This is a genomic window from Micromonospora sp. WMMD1120 (assembly GCF_029626235.1).
In the GTDB taxonomy this organism is placed as follows: domain Bacteria; phylum Actinomycetota; class Actinomycetes; order Mycobacteriales; family Micromonosporaceae; genus Micromonospora.
In genome coordinates, this window is record NZ_JARUBO010000005.1 from 1,163,208 (window position 1) to 1,179,811 (window position 16,604).

The following is a 16,604-nucleotide window of genomic DNA, read 5'->3' on the forward strand; positions in this document are numbered from 1 at the left end:
CGGCTGGGGTTCTGCCGGGTGGGACCGTAGGCTGGCGCAGGTGACGACGAGCACGAATGTCGACCCGCTGGTGGCCCGGATGCGGCCGTTCGGCACGACGATCTTCGCGGAGATGTCGGCCCTCGCCGTTCGCACCGGCGCGGTCAACCTCGGCCAGGGTTTCCCCGACACCGACGGCCCACCGGAGATGCTGGCCGCCGCCGCCGAGGCGCTGCGCACCGGGCAGAACCAGTACCCGCCCGGCCCCGGAATCCCCGCCCTGCGCGCGGCCGTCGCGGCCCACCAGCGGCGCTTCCACAATCTGGAGTACGACCCGGACGGCGAGGTCGTGATCACCGCGGGCGCCACCGAGGCGGTGGCGGCGAGCATCCTCGCCCTCTGCGAACCGGGCGACGAGGTGGTCTGCTTCGAGCCGTACTACGACTCGTACGCCGCGTCGATCGCGCTGGCCGGCGCGGTCCGCCGGCCGGTGACGCTGCGGCCGACCGCTGACGGCCGGTACGTTGTCGACCCGGCGGCGCTGCGCGCGGCGTTCGGCCCGCGTACCCGGTTGGTGTTGCTCAACTCGCCGCACAACCCGACCGGCAAGGTCTTCAGCCCGGCCGAGTTGACGCTCGTCGCCGAGCTGTGCCAGGAGTTCGACGCGTACGCGGTCACCGACGAGGTGTACGAGCACCTGGTCTTCACCGACGCCGCGAGCCCACACGTGCCGCTGGCGGCGTTGCCCGGGATGCGGGAGCGGACGCTGCGCATCTCGTCGGCCGGCAAGACGTTCTCCTGCACGGGTTGGAAGGTCGGCTGGGCGAGCGGCCCGGCGGCGCTGGTGTCGGCGGTGCTACGGGTGAAGCAGTTCCTCACCTACGTCAACGCCGGGCCGTTGCAACCCGCCGTCGCGGTGGCGCTCGCGCTGCCGGACGACTATTACACCGGTTTCCGGGACGCGCTCCAGCAGCGCCGCGACCAGCTCGTCGGCGGCCTCACCGACGCCGGGTTCGACGTGCTGGTGTCCGAGGGCACCTACTTCGTCACCGCCGACATCACCGCCCTCGGCGGCCGGGACGGTGTCGACTTCTGCCGTTCGCTGCCGGAGCGCTGTGGGGTGGTGGCGGTGCCGACCCAGGTGTTCTACGACGACGTCGACGCGGGCCGGCGGCTGGTCCGGTTCGCCTTCTGCAAGCGCCCCGAGGTGCTGACCGAGGCGGTCACCCGGCTGCGTGCGCTGCGCCGCTGATCCGCCGCTTGGTAGGAAGGCTGTGGAGCTGATGTCGTAGCCGGTTCAGCTCCACAGCACCCCTGTCGAGCTACGACGTGGCGGGGCTGGCGGAGCGAACCTGTTCGGCGATCCGCTCGGCGGCGGACCGCGCGGTCTGCTCGGTGGCCGCCTCGACCATGACCCGGACCAGCGGCTCGGTGCCCGACGGGCGCAGCAGCACCCGGCCGGTCTCGCCCAGCTCCGCCTCGACGCGCTCGACCTCGGCGCGGACGGCCGGCGCGGCGGCCCCGACGGTCCGGTCGCCGACCGGCACGTTGATCAGCACCTGGGGCAGCTTGGTGACCACCTCCGCCAGCTCGGCGAGGGACTGGCCGGTGGCCGCCATCCGGGCCATCAGATGTAGGCCGGTGAGCACGCCGTCGCCGGTGGTGGCGTGCGCGGGCATGACGATGTGGCCGCTCTGCTCACCGCCGAGCGCCAGGCCGGAGGCGCGCAGCTCCTCCAGCACGTACCGGTCGCCGACCTTGGTCTCGACCAGCCGGATGCCCTGCGCGGACATGGCCAGCCGCAGGCCGAGGTTGCTCATCACGGTGGCGACCAGGGTGTCCTGGGTGAGCGTCCCGGCCTCCCGCATGGCCAGCGCGAGGATCGCCATCACCTGGTCGCCGTCGATCTCGTCGCCGTCGGCGGTGACCGCCAGGCACCGGTCGGCGTCGCCGTCGTGGGCGATGCCCAGGTGGGCGCCGTGCTCGACCACAGCGGCGCGCAGCGCCTCGATGTGGTTGGAGCCGCAGTCGTCGTTGATGTTCAGCCCGTCGGGTTCCGCGTGGATGGCGATGACCTCCGCGCCGGCCTCCCGGTAGGCGACCGGGGCGACCTCGGCGGCGGCGCCGTTGGCGCAGTCGACGACCACCTTGATGCCGTCGAGGCGGTGCCCGATGGTGCCGACCAGGTGCTGCACGTAGTGGTCGGCGCCGTCGAGCAGGTCGTGGACGCGGCCGACGCCCGCGCCGACCGGGCGCTCCCAGGCGGTGGTGGCGTTGGTCTCGACCGCCGCCTCGATCTGCATCTCGATCTCGTCGGGCAGCTTGTGACCGCCGGCGGCGAAGAGCTTGATGCCGTTGTCCGGCATCGGGTTGTGCGACGCGGAGAGCATCACTCCCAGGTCGGCCTTGGCTTCGGCGGTCAGGAACGCCACCGCCGGGGTGGGCAGCACGCCGACCCGCACCACGTTGGCCCCGGCGCTGGTCAGGCCGGCGACGACAGCGGCCTCCAGCATCTCGCCGCTGGCCCGGGTGTCCCGGCCGACCACGGCGAGCGGCGGATGGCTGCGGTCCGTCTCGGCGAGCGTGTGCGCGGCGGCAACAGCGAGCGCCAGCGCCAACTCCGGAGTGAGATCCGCGTTCGCCCGCCCGCGTACGCCGTCCGTGCCGAACAACCGACCCATACCCGCCAACCTCCGATTGAGCACTGCCTGTGAGGAGAAAGCGAAACGGCCGACCCACCTCCCCCGGGTGAGGGGAGGCGGACCGGCCGTCCGTCAGAAGTACAACGCGCTGGGAAAGATCAGCGCTTCGAGTACTGGGGAGCCTTACGGGCCTTCTTGAGGCCGTACTTCTTGCTCTCCTTGACCCGGGCGTCCCGGGTGAGGAAGCCGGCCTTCTTGAGGGCCGGGCGGTCGTCCGGCTCGCTGACGATCAGCGCGCGGGCGATGGCGAGCCGCAGCGCACCGGCCTGGCCGGTGGTGCCGCCGCCCCGCAGGTTGGCGATGACGTCGAACGCCTCGGGCTTCTCGGCGGTGACCAGCGGGTCCTTGATGAGCTGCTGGTGCACCTTGCTCGGGAAGTAGGCCTCGAGGTCACGACCGTTGCAGGTGATCTTGCCGGTGCCCGGGACGATGCGGACCCGGACGATGGCCTCCTTGCGCCGACCCACGGTCTGGATCGGGCGGTCACCACGCGGCGCGCGGGCGACGGGCGCCGGTGCCTCGGTGACCTCGGGGGCGACCTCGGTCTCGGTGATGTCGGTCATGCTGCTTCCTTCGCCCGCGCTCACTGCGCGATCTGCTTGATCTCGAACGGCACCGGCTGCTGCGCGAGGTGCGGGTGCTCGGCACCGGCGTAGACCTTCAGCTTCTTGATCAGCTGACGGCCGAGCTTGTTGTGCGGGAGCATCCCCTTCACGGCCAGCTCGATGGCCCGCTCGGGCCGCTTGGTCAGCAGCTCCTCGTAGCCGACCTGCTTCAGACCACCCGGGTAACCGGAGTGGCGGTAAGCGACCTTGGTCTGGCGCTTGTTGCCGGTCAGCGCGACCTTGCCCGCGTTCACGATGACGACGAAGTCGCCCGTGTCGACGTGCGGCGCGAAAGTCGGCTTGTGCTTACCACGCAGCAACGTGGCGGCGTGGGTGGCCAGGCGGCCCAGCACGACATCAGAGGCGTCGATGACGTGCCACTGACGCTCGATCTCACCCGGCTTCGGGCTGTACGTACGCACAGGTCTACCTTGTCTCGTCGTCGGTCTGGGGTCGCGCGCCGAGGTGACCAGAGCTTGCAGGCCGGACCAGCGCGCACGAACGACCAAGCGTACCTGATGGGGCACGCTTCTGGATGTCGTACAACAGCAGGCAACAATACCGGGCGGGGTGTCCGCAGGTCAAAACGGGGGTAGGGTCCGGCGCGGCCAGGCACGGAGCGTGGCGCGGGTCACACGTTGGCGAGCCGGCCGGCCCTCGGCCGGCGGTAGACGACCCAGGTCACCGCGAAGCACAACGCGTACCAACCGATGAAGGCCAGGTAGGCGGCGTCGGCGTTGCCCGAGCTGAGGAACGACTGGCGGAACGCGATGTTGACCAGCACCCCGCCGAAGGCGCCGATCGCGCCCGCGATGCCGATCAACGCGCCGGTCATCCGCCGGGCCCACCGCGCGGCGGCCTCCGGATCGTGGCGCCCCGCGGCCACCGCGTCCGCCGCCCGCGCCCGGAAGATCGCCGGGATCATCTTGTAGGTGGAGCCGTTGCCGATGCCGGAGAAGACGAAGAGGGCCAGGAAGCCGGTCAGGTAGAGCCCGAACGAGCGCTCGCGGGCGGCGTAGAGCACGGTGCCCGCGCCCACCGCCATCGCCACGAAGTTCCAGAACGTCACCCGGGCCCCGCCCAGCCGGTCGGCGAGGTGCCCGCCCAGCGGCCGGATCAGCGAGCCGATCAACGGGCCGAGGAAGGTCAGCCAGGCGGCGTCGACAGGGGTCGGGAAGCGCTCGGCGAACTGGAGCTGGAGCACCTGACCGAAGGCGAAGCCGAAACCGATGAACGAGCCGAAGGTGCCGATGTAGAGCAGGGACATCACCCAGGTGTGCGGGTCGCGGGCCGCCTCGCGCAGCGCGCCCGGTTCGTTGCGCGCCCCGGGCACGGTGTCCAGCCAGCGGGCCGCCGCCAGCGCGGCCAGCACGATCAGCGGCAGGTAGACCGCCGGCACCAGCCGGGGGTACGCGGCGCCCGCTGTCGCGAGGACCGCCAGGCCGACCAGCTGCACGGCGGGTACGCCCAGGTTGCCGCCGCCGGCGTTGAGCCCGAGCGCCCGACCCTTGAGTCGTTGCGGGTAGAACAGGTTGATGTTGGCCATCGAGGAGGCGAAGTTGCCGCCGCCCACGCCGGTCAGGCAGGCCAGCACCATCAGGGTGGAGTAGGAGACCCCGGGCTCCAGCAGCACCGTCATCGGCACCGCGGGCACCAGCAGCAGGAGGGCGCTGATGATCGTCCAGCGTCGTCCACCGAAGCGGGCCACCGCGAGCGTGTACGGCAGCCGCAACACCGCGCCCAACGCGGCCGGTACGGCGGTGAGCAGGAACTTCCCGGCCGGGTCGATGCCGTACGCGGGGCCGAGGAAGAGCACGGTGACCGACCAGAGGCTCCACACCGAGAAGCCGACGTGCTCGGCGAAGATCGAGACCCAGAGGTTGCGTCTGGCGATCGGCGCGCCGGTGGTCCGCCAGAACTCGGGGTCCTCCGGACGCCAGTCGTGCAGCGGCTGCCGGCGGCCGATGACGGCGGGCGGTTCGGCGGTGACTGCGGTGCTGGTGAGCGTGCTCACGGCGGCTCCTCCTCGTCGATGCGACGAGCAGGAACGCTAGGAACGCCCGGTTACCTCACCATGCCTGGAATGGGTCGGACCGGAAACGCCTAGCGCACCACGGGCCGGGGGCGATGGTGAGCGGGTCGCCCGGTGCGCGGTCAGAGCTGCTGGAGGATGCGCAACGCACGGCCGACCCGGAGCATCGTCTCGGTGTCGGCGACGTCCACGCAACTGGTGAACCACTTCTTCATGGGCGAGGAGATCCGGTCGGGCATCACCACGTACCGGCCCATCGGGACGGCGAGCGGGGAATCGCGCAGCAGCGACTCCTCGACCACCTCGACCACGATCACGATGGGCACGTCGGTGGAGTTGTAGACGTCCGAGCTGATCACGAGGCCGAGGCGTTCCCGGGCGCCCTCGATGCGCCAGACCTCACCCCTACGCAGCACGCGGCCGTCCGTTGGAGAACAGGTCGTTGACCATGCCCACCTCGTGGGCGTCGGCGAGGGCGGCGGACTCCAGGTCCAGGCTCGCGCGGCCCACGGCGGCGGCGTGCGCGCTGAAGACCTCCCGCAGCGCCTTCTCCCGGGCTGCCTGGTCCATCCACGCGGAGAGCGACAGCCCCTCACGCTTGGCGAACTTCCGCGCCTCCTCGATCGTCTCGTCGGTGAACGACAGAGTCACCTTGGCAGTCATGCCGAGCAGACTACCCACCGGTGTGACCGACAGTCATCCTCACGTTCATCGCGTCCGCTCCCGACGTCGAAACGCACATTCCGCCGGGCCTACCCGGCCCGGCCGCCGAACACCGCGAAGCGCCACTCCTTGAAGTAGCAGTCGACGTCCGTCAGCCCCGCTTCGGCGAGCCACCGACACTGGTCGGCGACGGTCGCCGGACGGTCGTGCCGCATCCGCTCCCGGGCGGCGGCGACCTCCTCGGGAGACGAGCCCAGCTCGGCGATCCGCGCCGTCCACACCTCGTCGTAGCGCCGGTCCAGCGTCGGCGTCGGACCGGCCACCTGCTCCGCGTTCACGAACACGCCACCCGGTGCCAGCGCCTTGGCGGCCCGCCGGTAGAGCGCCCGCTTGCCGTCGTCGTCCAGGTGGTGGATCGCCAGGGCGCTGACCACCGCGTCGTACCGGCCGGGTGGAAGCGGGTCGGCCAGGTCGGCCCGGACCGCCCGGTGCGGCACCGAGCGGGCGCGCAACTGGCCGGCGGCGCGGGCGAGCATCGCCGGCGCGGCGTCCACCACGGTCAACCGCACTCCGGGCACCGCCGTGGCGAGCAGGAGCGAGAGCAGCCCGGTGCCCGCGCCCAGGTCCAACACCTCGGGGGTACGACCGGCGGCGAGCGCGGCGCGCAACGGCGGCGCGGCCACCTCCACGGCGGTGCCGTAGAACGCGTCGAAGCACGGCACCAACCGTCGACGGGCCTGGTCGTACGTGCCGGCCACCGCGTCGAAGACGTCCACCACGCTCACCATGATCTCCCACAATTTGAGACGACTTTCCCACATTATAAGTGCTGCGGCTCTGCCGACCCTTGATCCACTCGTGTTCCTTGAAGTCGGGGTATCCGGGCGTGAGCGATGGCCCGATTTCAAGGAAGTCGAGTCGGTCACGGACCGGGCCACGCAAAAGGCCCTCGACTCCCTAGGGGGCGTCGAGGGCCTTGGGTGCTGCGCTGTCTAGCCGACGGGGCCGATCGCCTTCGCCAGGTCGACGAAATTAGCCCAGGCCGCCGGTCCGAAGGTCAGCGCGCCGCCGTCGCGGTGCTTGCTGTCGCGGACGAGGACAACGCCGGGAAGATTGTCAGCGACCTCGACACAGGAGCCGCCGTTGTTTCCGCTCTTCATGCTGTACAGAACCAACTCGTGCACGACGGCGACCAGCAGGGGTGGACGCTCCCGGCGGAGAACTGGTCCGGACGCCTGCGCACCCGGGATCACCCCCACCCGAAGGAGATCTTGGACAGTTTCCGTTAGCGGCTAACGGAAACTGTCCAAGATCTCGGCTGGCGAGCGACCAGGGCGGCCCCCAGTGACGACCAGGAGGAGCACCGAGCACCGTGCCGGAACGGCCAGCCGATCGGACGACCGCACCCCGGCCAACGCGAACTCCGTCTTCACCAACCGGGCTTCCGTCAGGCGAGGACCGGTGCGGGTCGGATGACCAGCCGCCCCCCGCCCACACCTTCCGATGCGCCCGGCGTGGCTCTGCCGTAACTGTGCCGGTTCCTGGCCGTGCGCGCCGGCTCAACTGCACCTCGCTACCGAGTTCCCACGGCCACGCGATCGCCCTGGCGTTCTATCTGGCGGCGAACATGCGGGACGCGGTCGACGACCTGTACTCCCTGGGCGTCCGCCCTGACCTGCGCGCACTGCACGCCCGGTTCCTGGGCTGGCTGTCCCTGACCCGTGGACCACGCCGCGCCGACCTGGGCTGATCGTGCGTCGGTACGGCACCGGGGCGAGGGTGTCGACCACCCGTTCAGCGCCGATCCGCCGTGCGGTGTGAGCCCCACTTGACAGGACCGAAACAGAAGGGACCCGGACCGGAAACCGCCCGCCGGCACGCTTTCCCGACATGACAGACGGTGCACGGTCGGCAACTCCGCCGGGGAGCACACCCCGGGAGGTGGCGACGCACTGCCCGTACTGCGCCCTGCAGTGCGGCATGACCCTGCGCGACGACGGCGGCGCGGTGACCGTCCACCCGCGCCAGTTCCCCACCAACCGGGGCGGGCTGTGCCAGAAGGGCTGGACCGCCGCCGAACTGCTGGACCACCCGGAGCGGCTGACCACTCCGCTGGTACGCGACAGGGCGACCGACGAGCTGCGCCCGGCGAGCTGGGACGCCGCCCTCGACCGGGTGGTCGCCGGCATCCGGGCCGTCCAGCGCGACGCCGGCCGGGACGCGGTGGCCGTCTTCGGCGGCGGCGGGTTGACCAACGAGAAGGCGTACGCGTTGGGCAAGTTCGCCCGGATCGGCCTGCGGACCCGGCACATCGACTACAACGGACGGTTCTGCATGTCGTCGGCGGCGGCCGCCGGGATGCGCGCCTTCGGCATCGACCGGGGGCTGCCGTTCCCCCTCTCCGATCTGGGCCGGGCCGACACCCTGCTGCTGGTCGGGGCCAACCCGGCGGAGACCATGCCGCCGCTGGTGCGCTGGCTCACCGAGCAGCGCCGTGCCGGCGGCCGGTTGATCGTCGTCGACCCCCGCGTCACCGCCACCGCCCGGCAGGCCGACCTGCACCTGCAACCGCTGCCCGGCACCGACCTCGCGGTCGCCAACGCGCTGCTGCACATCGCCCTGACCGAGGGTTGGGTCGACCGGGCGTACGTGGCCGAGCGCACCACCGGCTTCGACGCGGTCCGCCGGAGCGTCGCCGCCTGGTGGCCGGCGCGCGCCGAACAGCTCTCCGGGGTGCCGGTGGCCGACCTGGAGGCGACCGCCCGCGCGCTCGGCACCGGCGGTCGGGTGATCATCCTGACCGCCCGCGGGGCCGAGCAGCACGCCAAGGGCGTGGACACCGTCACCGCGTACGTCAATCTGGCTCTCGCCCTCGGGCTGCCCGGCCGGGAGGGCTCCGGCTACGGCTGCCTCACCGGCCAGGGCAACGGCCAGGGTGGCCGGGAGCACGGGCAGAAGGCCGACCAGCTCCCCGGCTACCGGAAGCTCGACGACCCCGCGGCCCGGGAGCACGTGGCCGGGGTCTGGGGCGTGCCGCCCGACGAGCTGCCGGGGCCGGGGGTGCCCGCCTACCAGTTGCTCGACGCGCTCGGCACCCCCGAGGGTCCGCGCGCGCTGCTGGTGTTCGGCTCCAACCCGGTGGTCTCGGCACCCCGCGCCACCCGGATCGAGGGTCGGCTGCGCGACCTCGACCTGCTGGTCGTGGCCGATCTCCTGCTCTCCGAGACGGCCGCGCTGGCGGACGTGGTGCTGCCGACCGCGCAGTGGGCCGAGGAGGACGGCACGATGACCAACCTGGAGGGCCGGGTGCTGCGCCGGCGAGCGCTCCGCCCGCCGCCGCCGGGCGTCCGGACCGACCTGGCCATCATCGCCGACCTCGCCGCCCGTCTGGCGGCCGCCGAAGCGCCCGGCCCGGCACCGGGACGCGCACCCGCCACCGACCAGGCCAGCGCCGCGCCGACCAGCGCCCAGGCGCCCGGCGCGCGGCCGGAACCCACCGCGGCGCCCGGCCCGGCACCGGCCCGCGCCGAGGAACCCGGGGCCCGACCGGAAGCCGTCGCGGCCGCCCGGTTCCCGGCCGACCCGGTCACCGTCTTCGCGGAGCTGCGCCGCGCCTCCGCCGGTGGGGCCGCCGACTACGCCGGCATCAGCTGGGACCGGATCGACGCGGACGACGGCGTCTACTGGCCCTGCCCGAGCGAGGCCGGGCCGGACACGCCGCGACTCTTCGCCGACCGGTTCGCCACCCCTGACGGCCGGGCCCGGTTCCACGCCGTCGACCACCGGCCGGCCGCCGAGGAGGTCTGCGCCACCTACCCGCTGCACTTCACCACCGGGCGGGTGTTGGCGCAGTACCAGTCCGGCAGCCAGACCCGCCGGGTGCCGGCGCTGCGACGGGCCGCCCCGGAGTCGTTCGTCGAGCTGCACCCCGACCTCGCCGCCCGGCTCGGCATCGACGACGGCGACCCGGTACGGGTCACCTCGCGCCGGGGCGAGCTACGTGCCCCGGCCCGGCTCAGCGCCGGGATCCGGCCGGACACCGTGTTCGCCCCGTTCCACTACGCCGGGGCGGGACGGGCCAACTCGGTGACGAACGACGCTGTGGACCCGATCTCCGGGATGCCGGAGTTCAAGGTCTGCGCGGTCCGGGTGGAGAAGGCATGACCGCCCGGGTGGTGATCGTCGGTCACGGGATGGCGGGTGCCCGCCTCGCCGCCGAGCTGCACGCCCGGGAGGGGGACCACAAGGTCACAGTGCTCGGGGCGGAGCCGCACCGCGCGTACAACCGGATCCTGCTCTCCACCCTGCTGGCCGGACGGATCGGCGAACCGGACGTGGAGCTGACCGAGGCCGCCGGGCACGGCATCGACCTGCGCGGCGGGGTGGCGGTGACGGCGATCGACAGGTCCGCCCGGGAGGTGCGCACTGTCGACGGCGAACGCCTCCCCTACGACCACCTGGTGCTGGCCACCGGCGCCCGCCCGGTGGTGCCGTCGCTGCCCGGCCTGGACCCGGCGGACCTGCCGGAGCGGGTGGTTCCCTTCCGTACGCTCGACGACTGCCGGCGGATCCTCGCCGTGGCCGACGGCGCCCGCAGCGCGTTGGTGCTCGGCGGTGGGCTGCTCGGCCTGGAGGCGGCGCGCGGGCTGGCCGCCCGGGGCCTGGCGACCACGGTGGTGCATCCCCGCGAGCACCTGATGGAACGGCAGTTGGACAGGACGGCGGGGGCGGTGCTCGCCGGCACGCTCGCCGGTCTCGGGGTCACCGTCGAGCTGGCCGTGCCGGCGACCGGCGTGACCGCCGACGCCACTGGTGTCCGCCTCGACCTGGCCGACGGCCGATCGCTCCGGGCCGACCTGCTGGTGCTCTCCTGCGGCGTACGCCCGGACACCGCTCTCGCCCGAGCCGCCGGGCTGACGGTGCGGCGCGGCGTGGTGGTGGACGACCGGCTCCGCACCGACGACCGGTCCATCTCGGCGATCGGCGACTGCGCCGAGCACGACGGTGTGCTCACCGGGCTGGTCGCGCCCGCCTGGGCGCAGGCCCGGGTGCTCGCCGACGTGCTGGCCGGGACCGACCCGCTGGCCCGCTACCGGCCCCGGCCGGTGGTCACCCGGTTGAAGGCGGCCGGGATCGACCTGGCCTCGATGGGCGACGCGGACAGCGGCGGGCCGGGCGAGGAGTTGACCTTCGCCGACCCGGCCCGTGGCACGTACGCCCGGCTGCGGATCCGGGACGAGCGGCTGGTCGGCGCGATCCTGCTCGGCGACAACCCGGCCGTCGGCACGGTGATCCAACTCTTCGACCGTGGGCACCCGGTGCCGGCCGACCGGCGGGCGCTGCTGCTGGGCCGGGCGCTCGGCAACGTCGACCCGACACCGGCGGCGTCACCGGCGCTGATGCCGGACGCGGTCACGGTCTGCCAGTGCAACACGGTGAGCAAGGGCGCTCTGGTCCGCAGTTGGCGCTCCGGCGCCCGGACCGTCGACGCGGTGGTGGCCGCCACCCGGGCCGGCACCGGATGTGGCGGCTGCCGGGACGCGGTGAGCGGCATCGTCGACTGGCTGAGCCAGGCGGAATCGGTGGAGGTGACGCGATGAGCGGCGGCGAACTGGTCGTCATCGGCAACGGCATGGTCGGGCAGCGCTTCGTCGACGCGCTGCGCGCCCGTGACCCGGAGGGCCGGTGGCGGGTGACGGTGTTGGCCGAGGAGGACCGTCCGGCGTACGACCGGGTGCGGCTCTCCGCGTACTTCGACGGGGTGAGCGCTGACGAGCTGAACCTGCACACACCGCACGAGGGGGTACGGCTGCGTCTCGGTGAGCCGGCGACAGCCGTCGACCGGGCACGCCGGGTGGTGACGACCGCCCTCGGCGAGTACCCGTACGACGCGCTGGTGCTGGCCACCGGCTCGTACGCGTTCGTGCCTCCGGTGGCCGGAGCGGACCTCCCCGGGGTCTTCGTCTACCGGACCCTCGACGACCTGGCGGCGATCCGGGCGTACGCGCGGGGTCGGCGGGCCGGCGCGGTGATCGGTGGCGGGCTGCTCGGTCTGGAGGCCGCGAACGCCCTGCGGCTGCTGGGCCTGAGCACCGACGTGGTCGAGTTCGCGCCCCGGTTGATGCCGGTCCAGGTGGACCAGGCCGGCGGCGCGATGCTCCGCCGTTACGTCGACGAGCTGGGGGTGCGTACCCATCTCGGGGTGGCGACGACAGCGCTCCTGCCGGGGCCGGACGGCGGCGTCGCGGCCCTGGAACTCTCCGACGGCACCACTGTGGACGCCGACCTGGTGGTGGTGGCCGCCGGCATCCGGCCCCGGGACCAGCTCGCCCGGGACGCGGGGCTGCCGCTCGGGCCGCGCGGCGGGGTCCTTGTCGACGCGACCTGCCGCACCGCCGACGAGCGGATCTGGGCGGTCGGCGAGTGCGCCGCCGTCGACGGCACCTGCCACGGACTTGTCGCGCCGGGGTACGCGACGGCCGAGGTGGTGGCCGACCGGCTGGTCGGCGGCGCGGCGACCTTCCCGGGCGCGGACACCGCCACCAAGCTCAAGCTGCTCGGCGTCGACGTGGCCTCGTTCGGGGACGCCCACGGCACGACCGAGGGCTGCCTGGACGTCACGTTCACCGACCCGGCGACCCGGGTGTACGCGAAACTCGTTCTCTCCGACGACGCGCGCACCCTGCTCGGTGGGGTGCTGGTGGGTGACGCCAGCGCGTACCCGACGCTGCGGGCCAGCGTGGGTGGCCCGCTGCCGGCCGCGCCGCTGGCGCTGCTCGCCCCGGACGGCGGCGGCGCGGACGCCGGCGCGCTGCCCGCCACCGCCCAGGTCTGCTCCTGCAACGCGGTGACCCGGGGCGACGTGGACGCCGCCATCGCCGGGGGCTGCGCGGACGTGGCGGCGCTGAAGTCGTGTACCCGGGCCGGCACCAGCTGCGGCTCCTGCGTGCCGATGCTCAAGCAGCTCCTGGACGCCGCCGGGGTGACGCAGTCCAGGGCGCTCTGTGAGCACTTCGACGTGAGCCGGCGGGAGCTGTTCGAGATCATCCAGGTGCGCGGCATCCGTACCTTCTCCCGGTTGGTCAGGGAGCACGGCCGGGGGCGCGGCTGCGACATCTGCAAGCCGGTCGTCGCGTCGATCCTCGCCTCCCTCGGCGCCGGCCACGTGCTCGACGGCGAGCAGGCGTCGTTGCAGGACACCAACGACCACTTCCTGGCCAACCTGCAACGCGACGGCAGCTACTCGGTGGTGCCCCGGATTCCCGGCGGCGAGATCACCCCGGAGAAGCTGATCGTGATCGGTGAGGTGGCGCGGGACTTCCAGCTCTACACGAAGATCACCGGTGGGCAGCGCATCGACCTGTTCGGGGCGCGGGTCGAGCAGCTCCCGCAGATCTGGCGGCGGTTGGTGGACGCCGGCTTCGAGTCCGGCCACGCGTACGGCAAGGCGTTGCGGACCGTGAAGTCCTGCGTGGGCGAGACCTGGTGCCGCTACGGCGTACAGGACTCGGTCGGCCTGGCGGTGGCGCTCGAGCTGCGCTACCGCGGGCTGCGCGCTCCGCACAAGCTCAAGTCGGCGGTGTCCGGCTGCGCCCGCGAGTGCGCCGAGGCGCGCAGCAAGGACTTCGGCATCATCGCCACCGAGAACGGCTGGAACCTCTACGTCGGTGGCAACGGCGGCTTCCGGCCCCGGCACGCCGACCTGTTCGCCACCGACCTGAGCACCGACGAGTTGATCACGCTCATCGACAGGTTCCTCATGTACTACATCCGCACCGCCGACCGGTTGCAACGCACCGCCGGCTGGATCGAGGCGATGGACGGCGGTCTCGACCACCTGCGCTCGGTGATCGTGGACGACTCGTTGGGCCTCTGCGCCGACCTCGACGCGGCGATGGCCCGGCACGTGTCGTCGTACTCCGACGAGTGGCGCGACGTGCTCGACGACCCGGACCGGCTGCGCCGCTACACCTCCTTCGTCAACGCCCCCGAGGTGCCCGACCCGTCGATCAGCTTCGTCCGGGAGCGCGACCAGCCTGTTCCCGTACGCGCCGACGGTCCGCCGGGCGGTCACCGTCGGCAACCCGTCACCCTTGGCCTACCGGAGGTACGGCGATGACCCAGACCCTCACGCTGAACTGGACGACCGTCTGCCCGCTCGACCGCCTGGAACCCGACCGCGGGGTCGCCGCCCTGGTCGACGGCGTGCAGGTCGCCCTCTTCCGGACGGCGGACGGCCTGTTCGCCATCGACAACCGCGACCCGGTGTCCGGGGCGTACGTAATGTCCCGGGGCATCGTCGGCAGCCGTGGCGGGGTGCCCACCGTCGCCTCGCCACTGCACAAGCAGGTCTACGACCTGCGCAGCGGGGACTGCCTCGACCTGCCCGGGGTCGCCGTGGCCCGGCACGACGCGCGGTGTCGTGCCGGGCTGGTCGAGGTGCGGTTGCGACAGGAGGGTTGATGCGCGAAGAACTGGCGGGCTTCACCGTCGGGGTGACCGCCGACCGGCGGCGCGACGAGTTGGCCGCGCTGCTCGAACGCCGGGGCGCCCGGGTGGTGCTCGCCCCGGCGCTCCGGATCGTGCCGCTCTCCGACGACACCGAACTGCGCGAGGCGACCCGCGCCTGCCTCGACCAGCCGCCGGACATCCTGATGGCCAACACCGGCATCGGCATGCGCGGGTGGCTGGAGGCGGCCGAGGGTTGGGGCCTGGCCGAGCCGCTGCGCTCGGTGCTGTCCAGCTCGTACGTGGTGGCCCGGGGCCCGAAGGCGCGCGGCGCGATCCGCGCGGCCGGGCTGCACGACCAGTGGTCGCCCGCCTCCGAGAGCTGCGACGAGGTGGTCGACCACCTGCGCCGGCGGGGCGTGGCCGGGCAGGTGATCGCGATGCAGTTGCACGGCGAGCGGCAGCCCGACTGCACCCTCGCACTGGAGGCGGCGGGAGCCACAGTCATCGAGGTGCCGGTGTACCGCTGGGCGCCGCCGACCGACCCGGCGCCGCTGCACCGGCTGATCGACCTGATCGCCGGCCGGCTGGTGGACGCGGTGACCTTCACCTCGGCCCCGGCCGCGGAGGCGCTGTTGCGGGCCGCAGGGGACCGCACCGAGGCGGTGCTCTCCGCGTTGCGCGGCGACGTGCTGGCCAGCTGCGTCGGCGCGGTGACCGCCGAGCCGTTGCTGCGCCGTGGGGTGCCGGTGAGCGCCCCGGGCCGGGCCCGGTTGGGCGCTCTGGTGCGGACCATCGTCGACGAGCTGCCCCGCCGGACCGTGACGTTCAAGGCCGGCGGGCACCTGCTCACCCTGCGCGGGCACGCCGCCGTGATCGACGGTGAGCTGCGGCCCCTCGCCCCCGCCCCGATGGCGGTGCTGCGGGCGCTGGCCCAGACGCCCGGCCGGGTGCTGTCGCGCACGGCGCTGCTGCGGACGCTGCCCCGGGGCGCCGACGAGCACGCCGTGGAGATGGCCGTCGCCCGCCTGCGGGCCGGCCTGCGCGCGCCCCGCGTGGTGCAGACGGTGGTGAAACGGGGCTACCGGCTGCGGGTGGACTGAAGCGTCACGGCCGGCCGCCGCCGGCCGTGACCCGCCGGGTCAGCCGACCGGCGTGGGGAAGCCCCGCCCGTGCTCCGACTGGAGCCGGAGCATCGCGTGCTCGACCACCGTCACCAGCACCTGCTTGACCGAGTCCCGACGCCGGGCGTCGGTCATCACCAGCGGCACCTGCGGTGAGATGGCCAGCGCCTCGCGGATCTCCTCCAGCTCGTACTGGGGAGCGCCGTCGAACCGGTTCAGCGCCACCACGTACGGCAGGTTGCGGTTCTCGAAGTAGTCCAGCGGGGCGAACGCGTCGGTGATCCGGCGGGTGTCCACCAGCACCGCGGCGCCCACCGCGCCCCGGATGATCTCGTCCCACATGAACCAGAACCGGGTCTGACCGGGCGTACCGAAGAGGTACAGGATCAGGTCCTGAGCCATGGTGATCCGGCCGAAGTCCATGGCGACCGTGGTGGTCTCCTTGCCCGGCACCTTGGACGGATCGTCGATGCCGACGCCCGCCGCCGTCATCAACGCCTCGGTGGTCAGCGGTGTGATCTCGGAGATCGCCCCGACCAGTGTCGTCTTACCGACGCCGAAGCCACCCGCGACGACGATCTTCGCGGAGACGATTCCCCGGCCCGGCCGCCCCCCTGCGGAGTCATAGCCTGCGAAGTCCACTTAGCACCCTTCCAAGCAGTTCCATCCGCTCCTCGAACCCCTCGGCGGGAGCAGCAGTGTGTAACGTCAGCAGGCTCTCGGCCACCATGTCGGCGACCAACACCCGGGCGACGCCGAGCGGCATCCGGGTGTACGCGGCGATCTCCGCCAGCGACTGCGCGCGGCCCTCACAGACCGTGGCGATGCGGTGCTTGTCATGCCCGGCGAAGCGGGACTCGGCGACCTGGGTGGGCGAGGCGGTGAGGACTGCCTCGAGGGCGATGTCCTGCCGGGGCTCGGTACGACCGCGGGTGACCGCGTACGGACGCACCAGCGCGCCGCGTGGGTCAGCGCGTCGTTGGTCCATCCCCGATCACCTCCTCGTCCATTGTGGAGCTATTCGACGCCGTTCGCCGGCCGTACGGCGACG

The 16,604-nt window shown here is 72.9% G+C and carries 16 protein-coding genes and 2 pseudogenes; 8 read left to right on the top strand and 10 right to left on the bottom strand.

From position 1 onward, the window contains the following. Window positions 1-40: 40 nt before the first annotated feature. Window positions 41-1,231 (top strand): pyridoxal phosphate-dependent aminotransferase, encoded by a 1,191-nt coding sequence (locus tag O7634_RS05500; RefSeq protein WP_278149081.1) that lies wholly within the window; start codon window positions 41-43, stop codon window positions 1,229-1,231. A gap of 70 nt (window positions 1,232-1,301) precedes the next feature. Here the strand turns inward: O7634_RS05500 and glmM are convergent, their stop codons facing one another. The 8 genes from glmM to O7634_RS05540 form a co-directional block, all read right to left on the bottom strand. Beyond that, on the bottom strand, window positions 1,302-2,660 hold the full coding sequence (glmM, locus tag O7634_RS05505) for a phosphoglucosamine mutase (protein ID WP_278149082.1): 1,359 nt from the start codon (window positions 2,658-2,660) through the stop codon (window positions 1,302-1,304). 119 nt (window positions 2,661-2,779) lie between these two features. Beyond that, entirely contained in the window at window positions 2,780-3,244 is a 465-nt protein-coding gene (gene rpsI / locus O7634_RS05510) for a 30S ribosomal protein S9 (RefSeq protein WP_088987626.1), read from the bottom strand. A 20-nt stretch (window positions 3,245-3,264) separates the two neighbouring features. Next, window positions 3,265-3,708: a 50S ribosomal protein L13 gene (gene rplM, locus O7634_RS05515; protein ID WP_088647410.1), complete on the bottom strand. Its 444-nt coding sequence runs from the start codon at window positions 3,706-3,708 to the stop codon at window positions 3,265-3,267. Between the two features lie 209 nt (window positions 3,709-3,917). Next, entirely contained in the window at window positions 3,918-5,252 is a 1,335-nt protein-coding gene (locus O7634_RS05520; protein WP_278153880.1) for a nitrate/nitrite transporter, read from the bottom strand. Window positions 5,253-5,440: 188 nt separating this feature from the next. Continuing rightward, window positions 5,441-5,734 (bottom strand): hypothetical protein, encoded by a 294-nt coding sequence (locus tag O7634_RS05525; RefSeq protein ID WP_278149083.1) that lies wholly within the window; start codon window positions 5,732-5,734, stop codon window positions 5,441-5,443. Beyond that, window positions 5,724-5,981 carry a DUF6364 family protein gene (locus O7634_RS05530; protein WP_278149084.1) on the bottom strand — a complete coding sequence of 86 codons (258 nt, stop codon included), beginning with the start codon at window positions 5,979-5,981 and terminating at the stop codon, window positions 5,724-5,726. The genes O7634_RS05525 and O7634_RS05530 overlap by 11 nt, the downstream gene beginning before the upstream one ends. Window positions 5,982-6,070: 89 nt before the next feature. Then, window positions 6,071-6,769 (bottom strand): class I SAM-dependent methyltransferase, encoded by a 699-nt coding sequence (locus O7634_RS05535; RefSeq protein WP_278149085.1) that lies wholly within the window; start codon window positions 6,767-6,769, stop codon window positions 6,071-6,073. Between the two features lie 204 nt (window positions 6,770-6,973). Further along, window positions 6,974-7,141, bottom strand: coding sequence for a DUF397 domain-containing protein (locus tag O7634_RS05540; RefSeq protein ID WP_278153881.1), 168 nt, complete (start codon window positions 7,139-7,141; stop codon window positions 6,974-6,976). 371 nt (window positions 7,142-7,512) lie between these two features. Between O7634_RS05540 and O7634_RS05545 the strand changes: the two genes are divergently transcribed. From O7634_RS05545 to O7634_RS05570, 7 genes and pseudogenes are all read left to right on the top strand, one after another. Continuing rightward, window positions 7,513-7,731: a hypothetical protein gene (locus O7634_RS05545; RefSeq protein WP_278149086.1), complete on the top strand. Its 219-nt coding sequence runs from the start codon at window positions 7,513-7,515 to the stop codon at window positions 7,729-7,731. Window positions 7,732-7,871: 140 nt separating this feature from the next. Beyond that, window positions 7,872-9,365, top strand: a pseudogene (locus O7634_RS05550) (molybdopterin-dependent oxidoreductase); the annotation flags it as partial. 195 nt (window positions 9,366-9,560) lie between these two features. Then, window positions 9,561-10,145 (top strand): annotated as a pseudogene (locus tag O7634_RS31870) (molybdopterin oxidoreductase family protein); the annotation flags it as partial. Beyond that, the gene (locus tag O7634_RS05555) at window positions 10,142-11,581 is read left to right on the top strand and encodes an FAD-dependent oxidoreductase (protein ID WP_278149088.1); all 1,440 of its coding nucleotides are present in this window, start codon (window positions 10,142-10,144) and stop codon (window positions 11,579-11,581) included. The pseudogene O7634_RS31870 and the gene O7634_RS05555, both read left to right, overlap by 4 nt. Next, window positions 11,578-14,100: a nitrite reductase large subunit NirB gene (gene nirB / locus O7634_RS05560; protein ID WP_278149089.1), complete on the top strand. Its 2,523-nt coding sequence runs from the start codon at window positions 11,578-11,580 to the stop codon at window positions 14,098-14,100. The genes O7634_RS05555 and nirB overlap by 4 nt, the downstream gene beginning before the upstream one ends. Further along, the gene (gene nirD / locus O7634_RS05565) at window positions 14,097-14,444 is read left to right on the top strand and encodes a nitrite reductase small subunit NirD (RefSeq protein ID WP_278149090.1); all 348 of its coding nucleotides are present in this window, start codon (window positions 14,097-14,099) and stop codon (window positions 14,442-14,444) included. The genes nirB and nirD overlap by 4 nt, the downstream gene beginning before the upstream one ends. Then, window positions 14,444-15,532, top strand: coding sequence for a uroporphyrinogen-III synthase (locus O7634_RS05570; RefSeq protein WP_278149091.1), 1,089 nt, complete (start codon window positions 14,444-14,446; stop codon window positions 15,530-15,532). Before nirD ends, O7634_RS05570 begins: the two co-directional genes overlap by 1 nt. Before the next feature lie 39 nt (window positions 15,533-15,571). Here the strand turns inward: O7634_RS05570 and O7634_RS05575 are convergent, their stop codons facing one another. Continuing rightward, window positions 15,572-16,195, bottom strand: coding sequence for an ATP/GTP-binding protein (locus O7634_RS05575; protein ID WP_278149092.1), 624 nt, complete (start codon window positions 16,193-16,195; stop codon window positions 15,572-15,574). Beyond that, window positions 16,176-16,541, bottom strand: a complete 366-nt coding sequence (locus O7634_RS05580; protein ID WP_007465174.1) for a DUF742 domain-containing protein — start codon at window positions 16,539-16,541, stop codon at window positions 16,176-16,178. The genes O7634_RS05575 and O7634_RS05580 overlap by 20 nt, the downstream gene beginning before the upstream one ends. Between the last annotated feature and the right edge of the window lie 63 nt (window positions 16,542-16,604).

Coding starts and splice junctions, on each gene's coding strand:
- glmM (WP_278149082.1), bottom strand. CDS start 2,660: ATGGGTCGGTTGTTCGGCACGGACGGCGTACGCGGGCGGGCGAACGCG.
- rpsI (WP_088987626.1), bottom strand. CDS start 3,244: ATGACCGACATCACCGAGACCGAGGTCGCCCCCGAGGTCACCGAGGCA.
- O7634_RS05530 (WP_278149084.1), bottom strand. CDS start 5,981: ATGACTGCCAAGGTGACTCTGTCGTTCACCGACGAGACGATCGAGGAG.
- O7634_RS05535 (WP_278149085.1), bottom strand. CDS start 6,769: ATGGTGAGCGTGGTGGACGTCTTCGACGCGGTGGCCGGCACGTACGAC.
- O7634_RS05540 (WP_278153881.1), bottom strand. CDS start 7,141: ATGAAGAGCGGAAACAACGGCGGCTCCTGTGTCGAGGTCGCTGACAAT.
- O7634_RS05555 (WP_278149088.1), top strand. CDS start 10,142: ATGACCGCCCGGGTGGTGATCGTCGGTCACGGGATGGCGGGTGCCCGC.
- nirB (WP_278149089.1), top strand. CDS start 11,578: ATGAGCGGCGGCGAACTGGTCGTCATCGGCAACGGCATGGTCGGGCAG.
- nirD (WP_278149090.1), top strand. CDS start 14,097: ATGACCCAGACCCTCACGCTGAACTGGACGACCGTCTGCCCGCTCGAC.
- O7634_RS05570 (WP_278149091.1), top strand. CDS start 14,444: ATGCGCGAAGAACTGGCGGGCTTCACCGTCGGGGTGACCGCCGACCGG.
- O7634_RS05580 (WP_007465174.1), bottom strand. CDS start 16,541: ATGGACCAACGACGCGCTGACCCACGCGGCGCGCTGGTGCGTCCGTAC.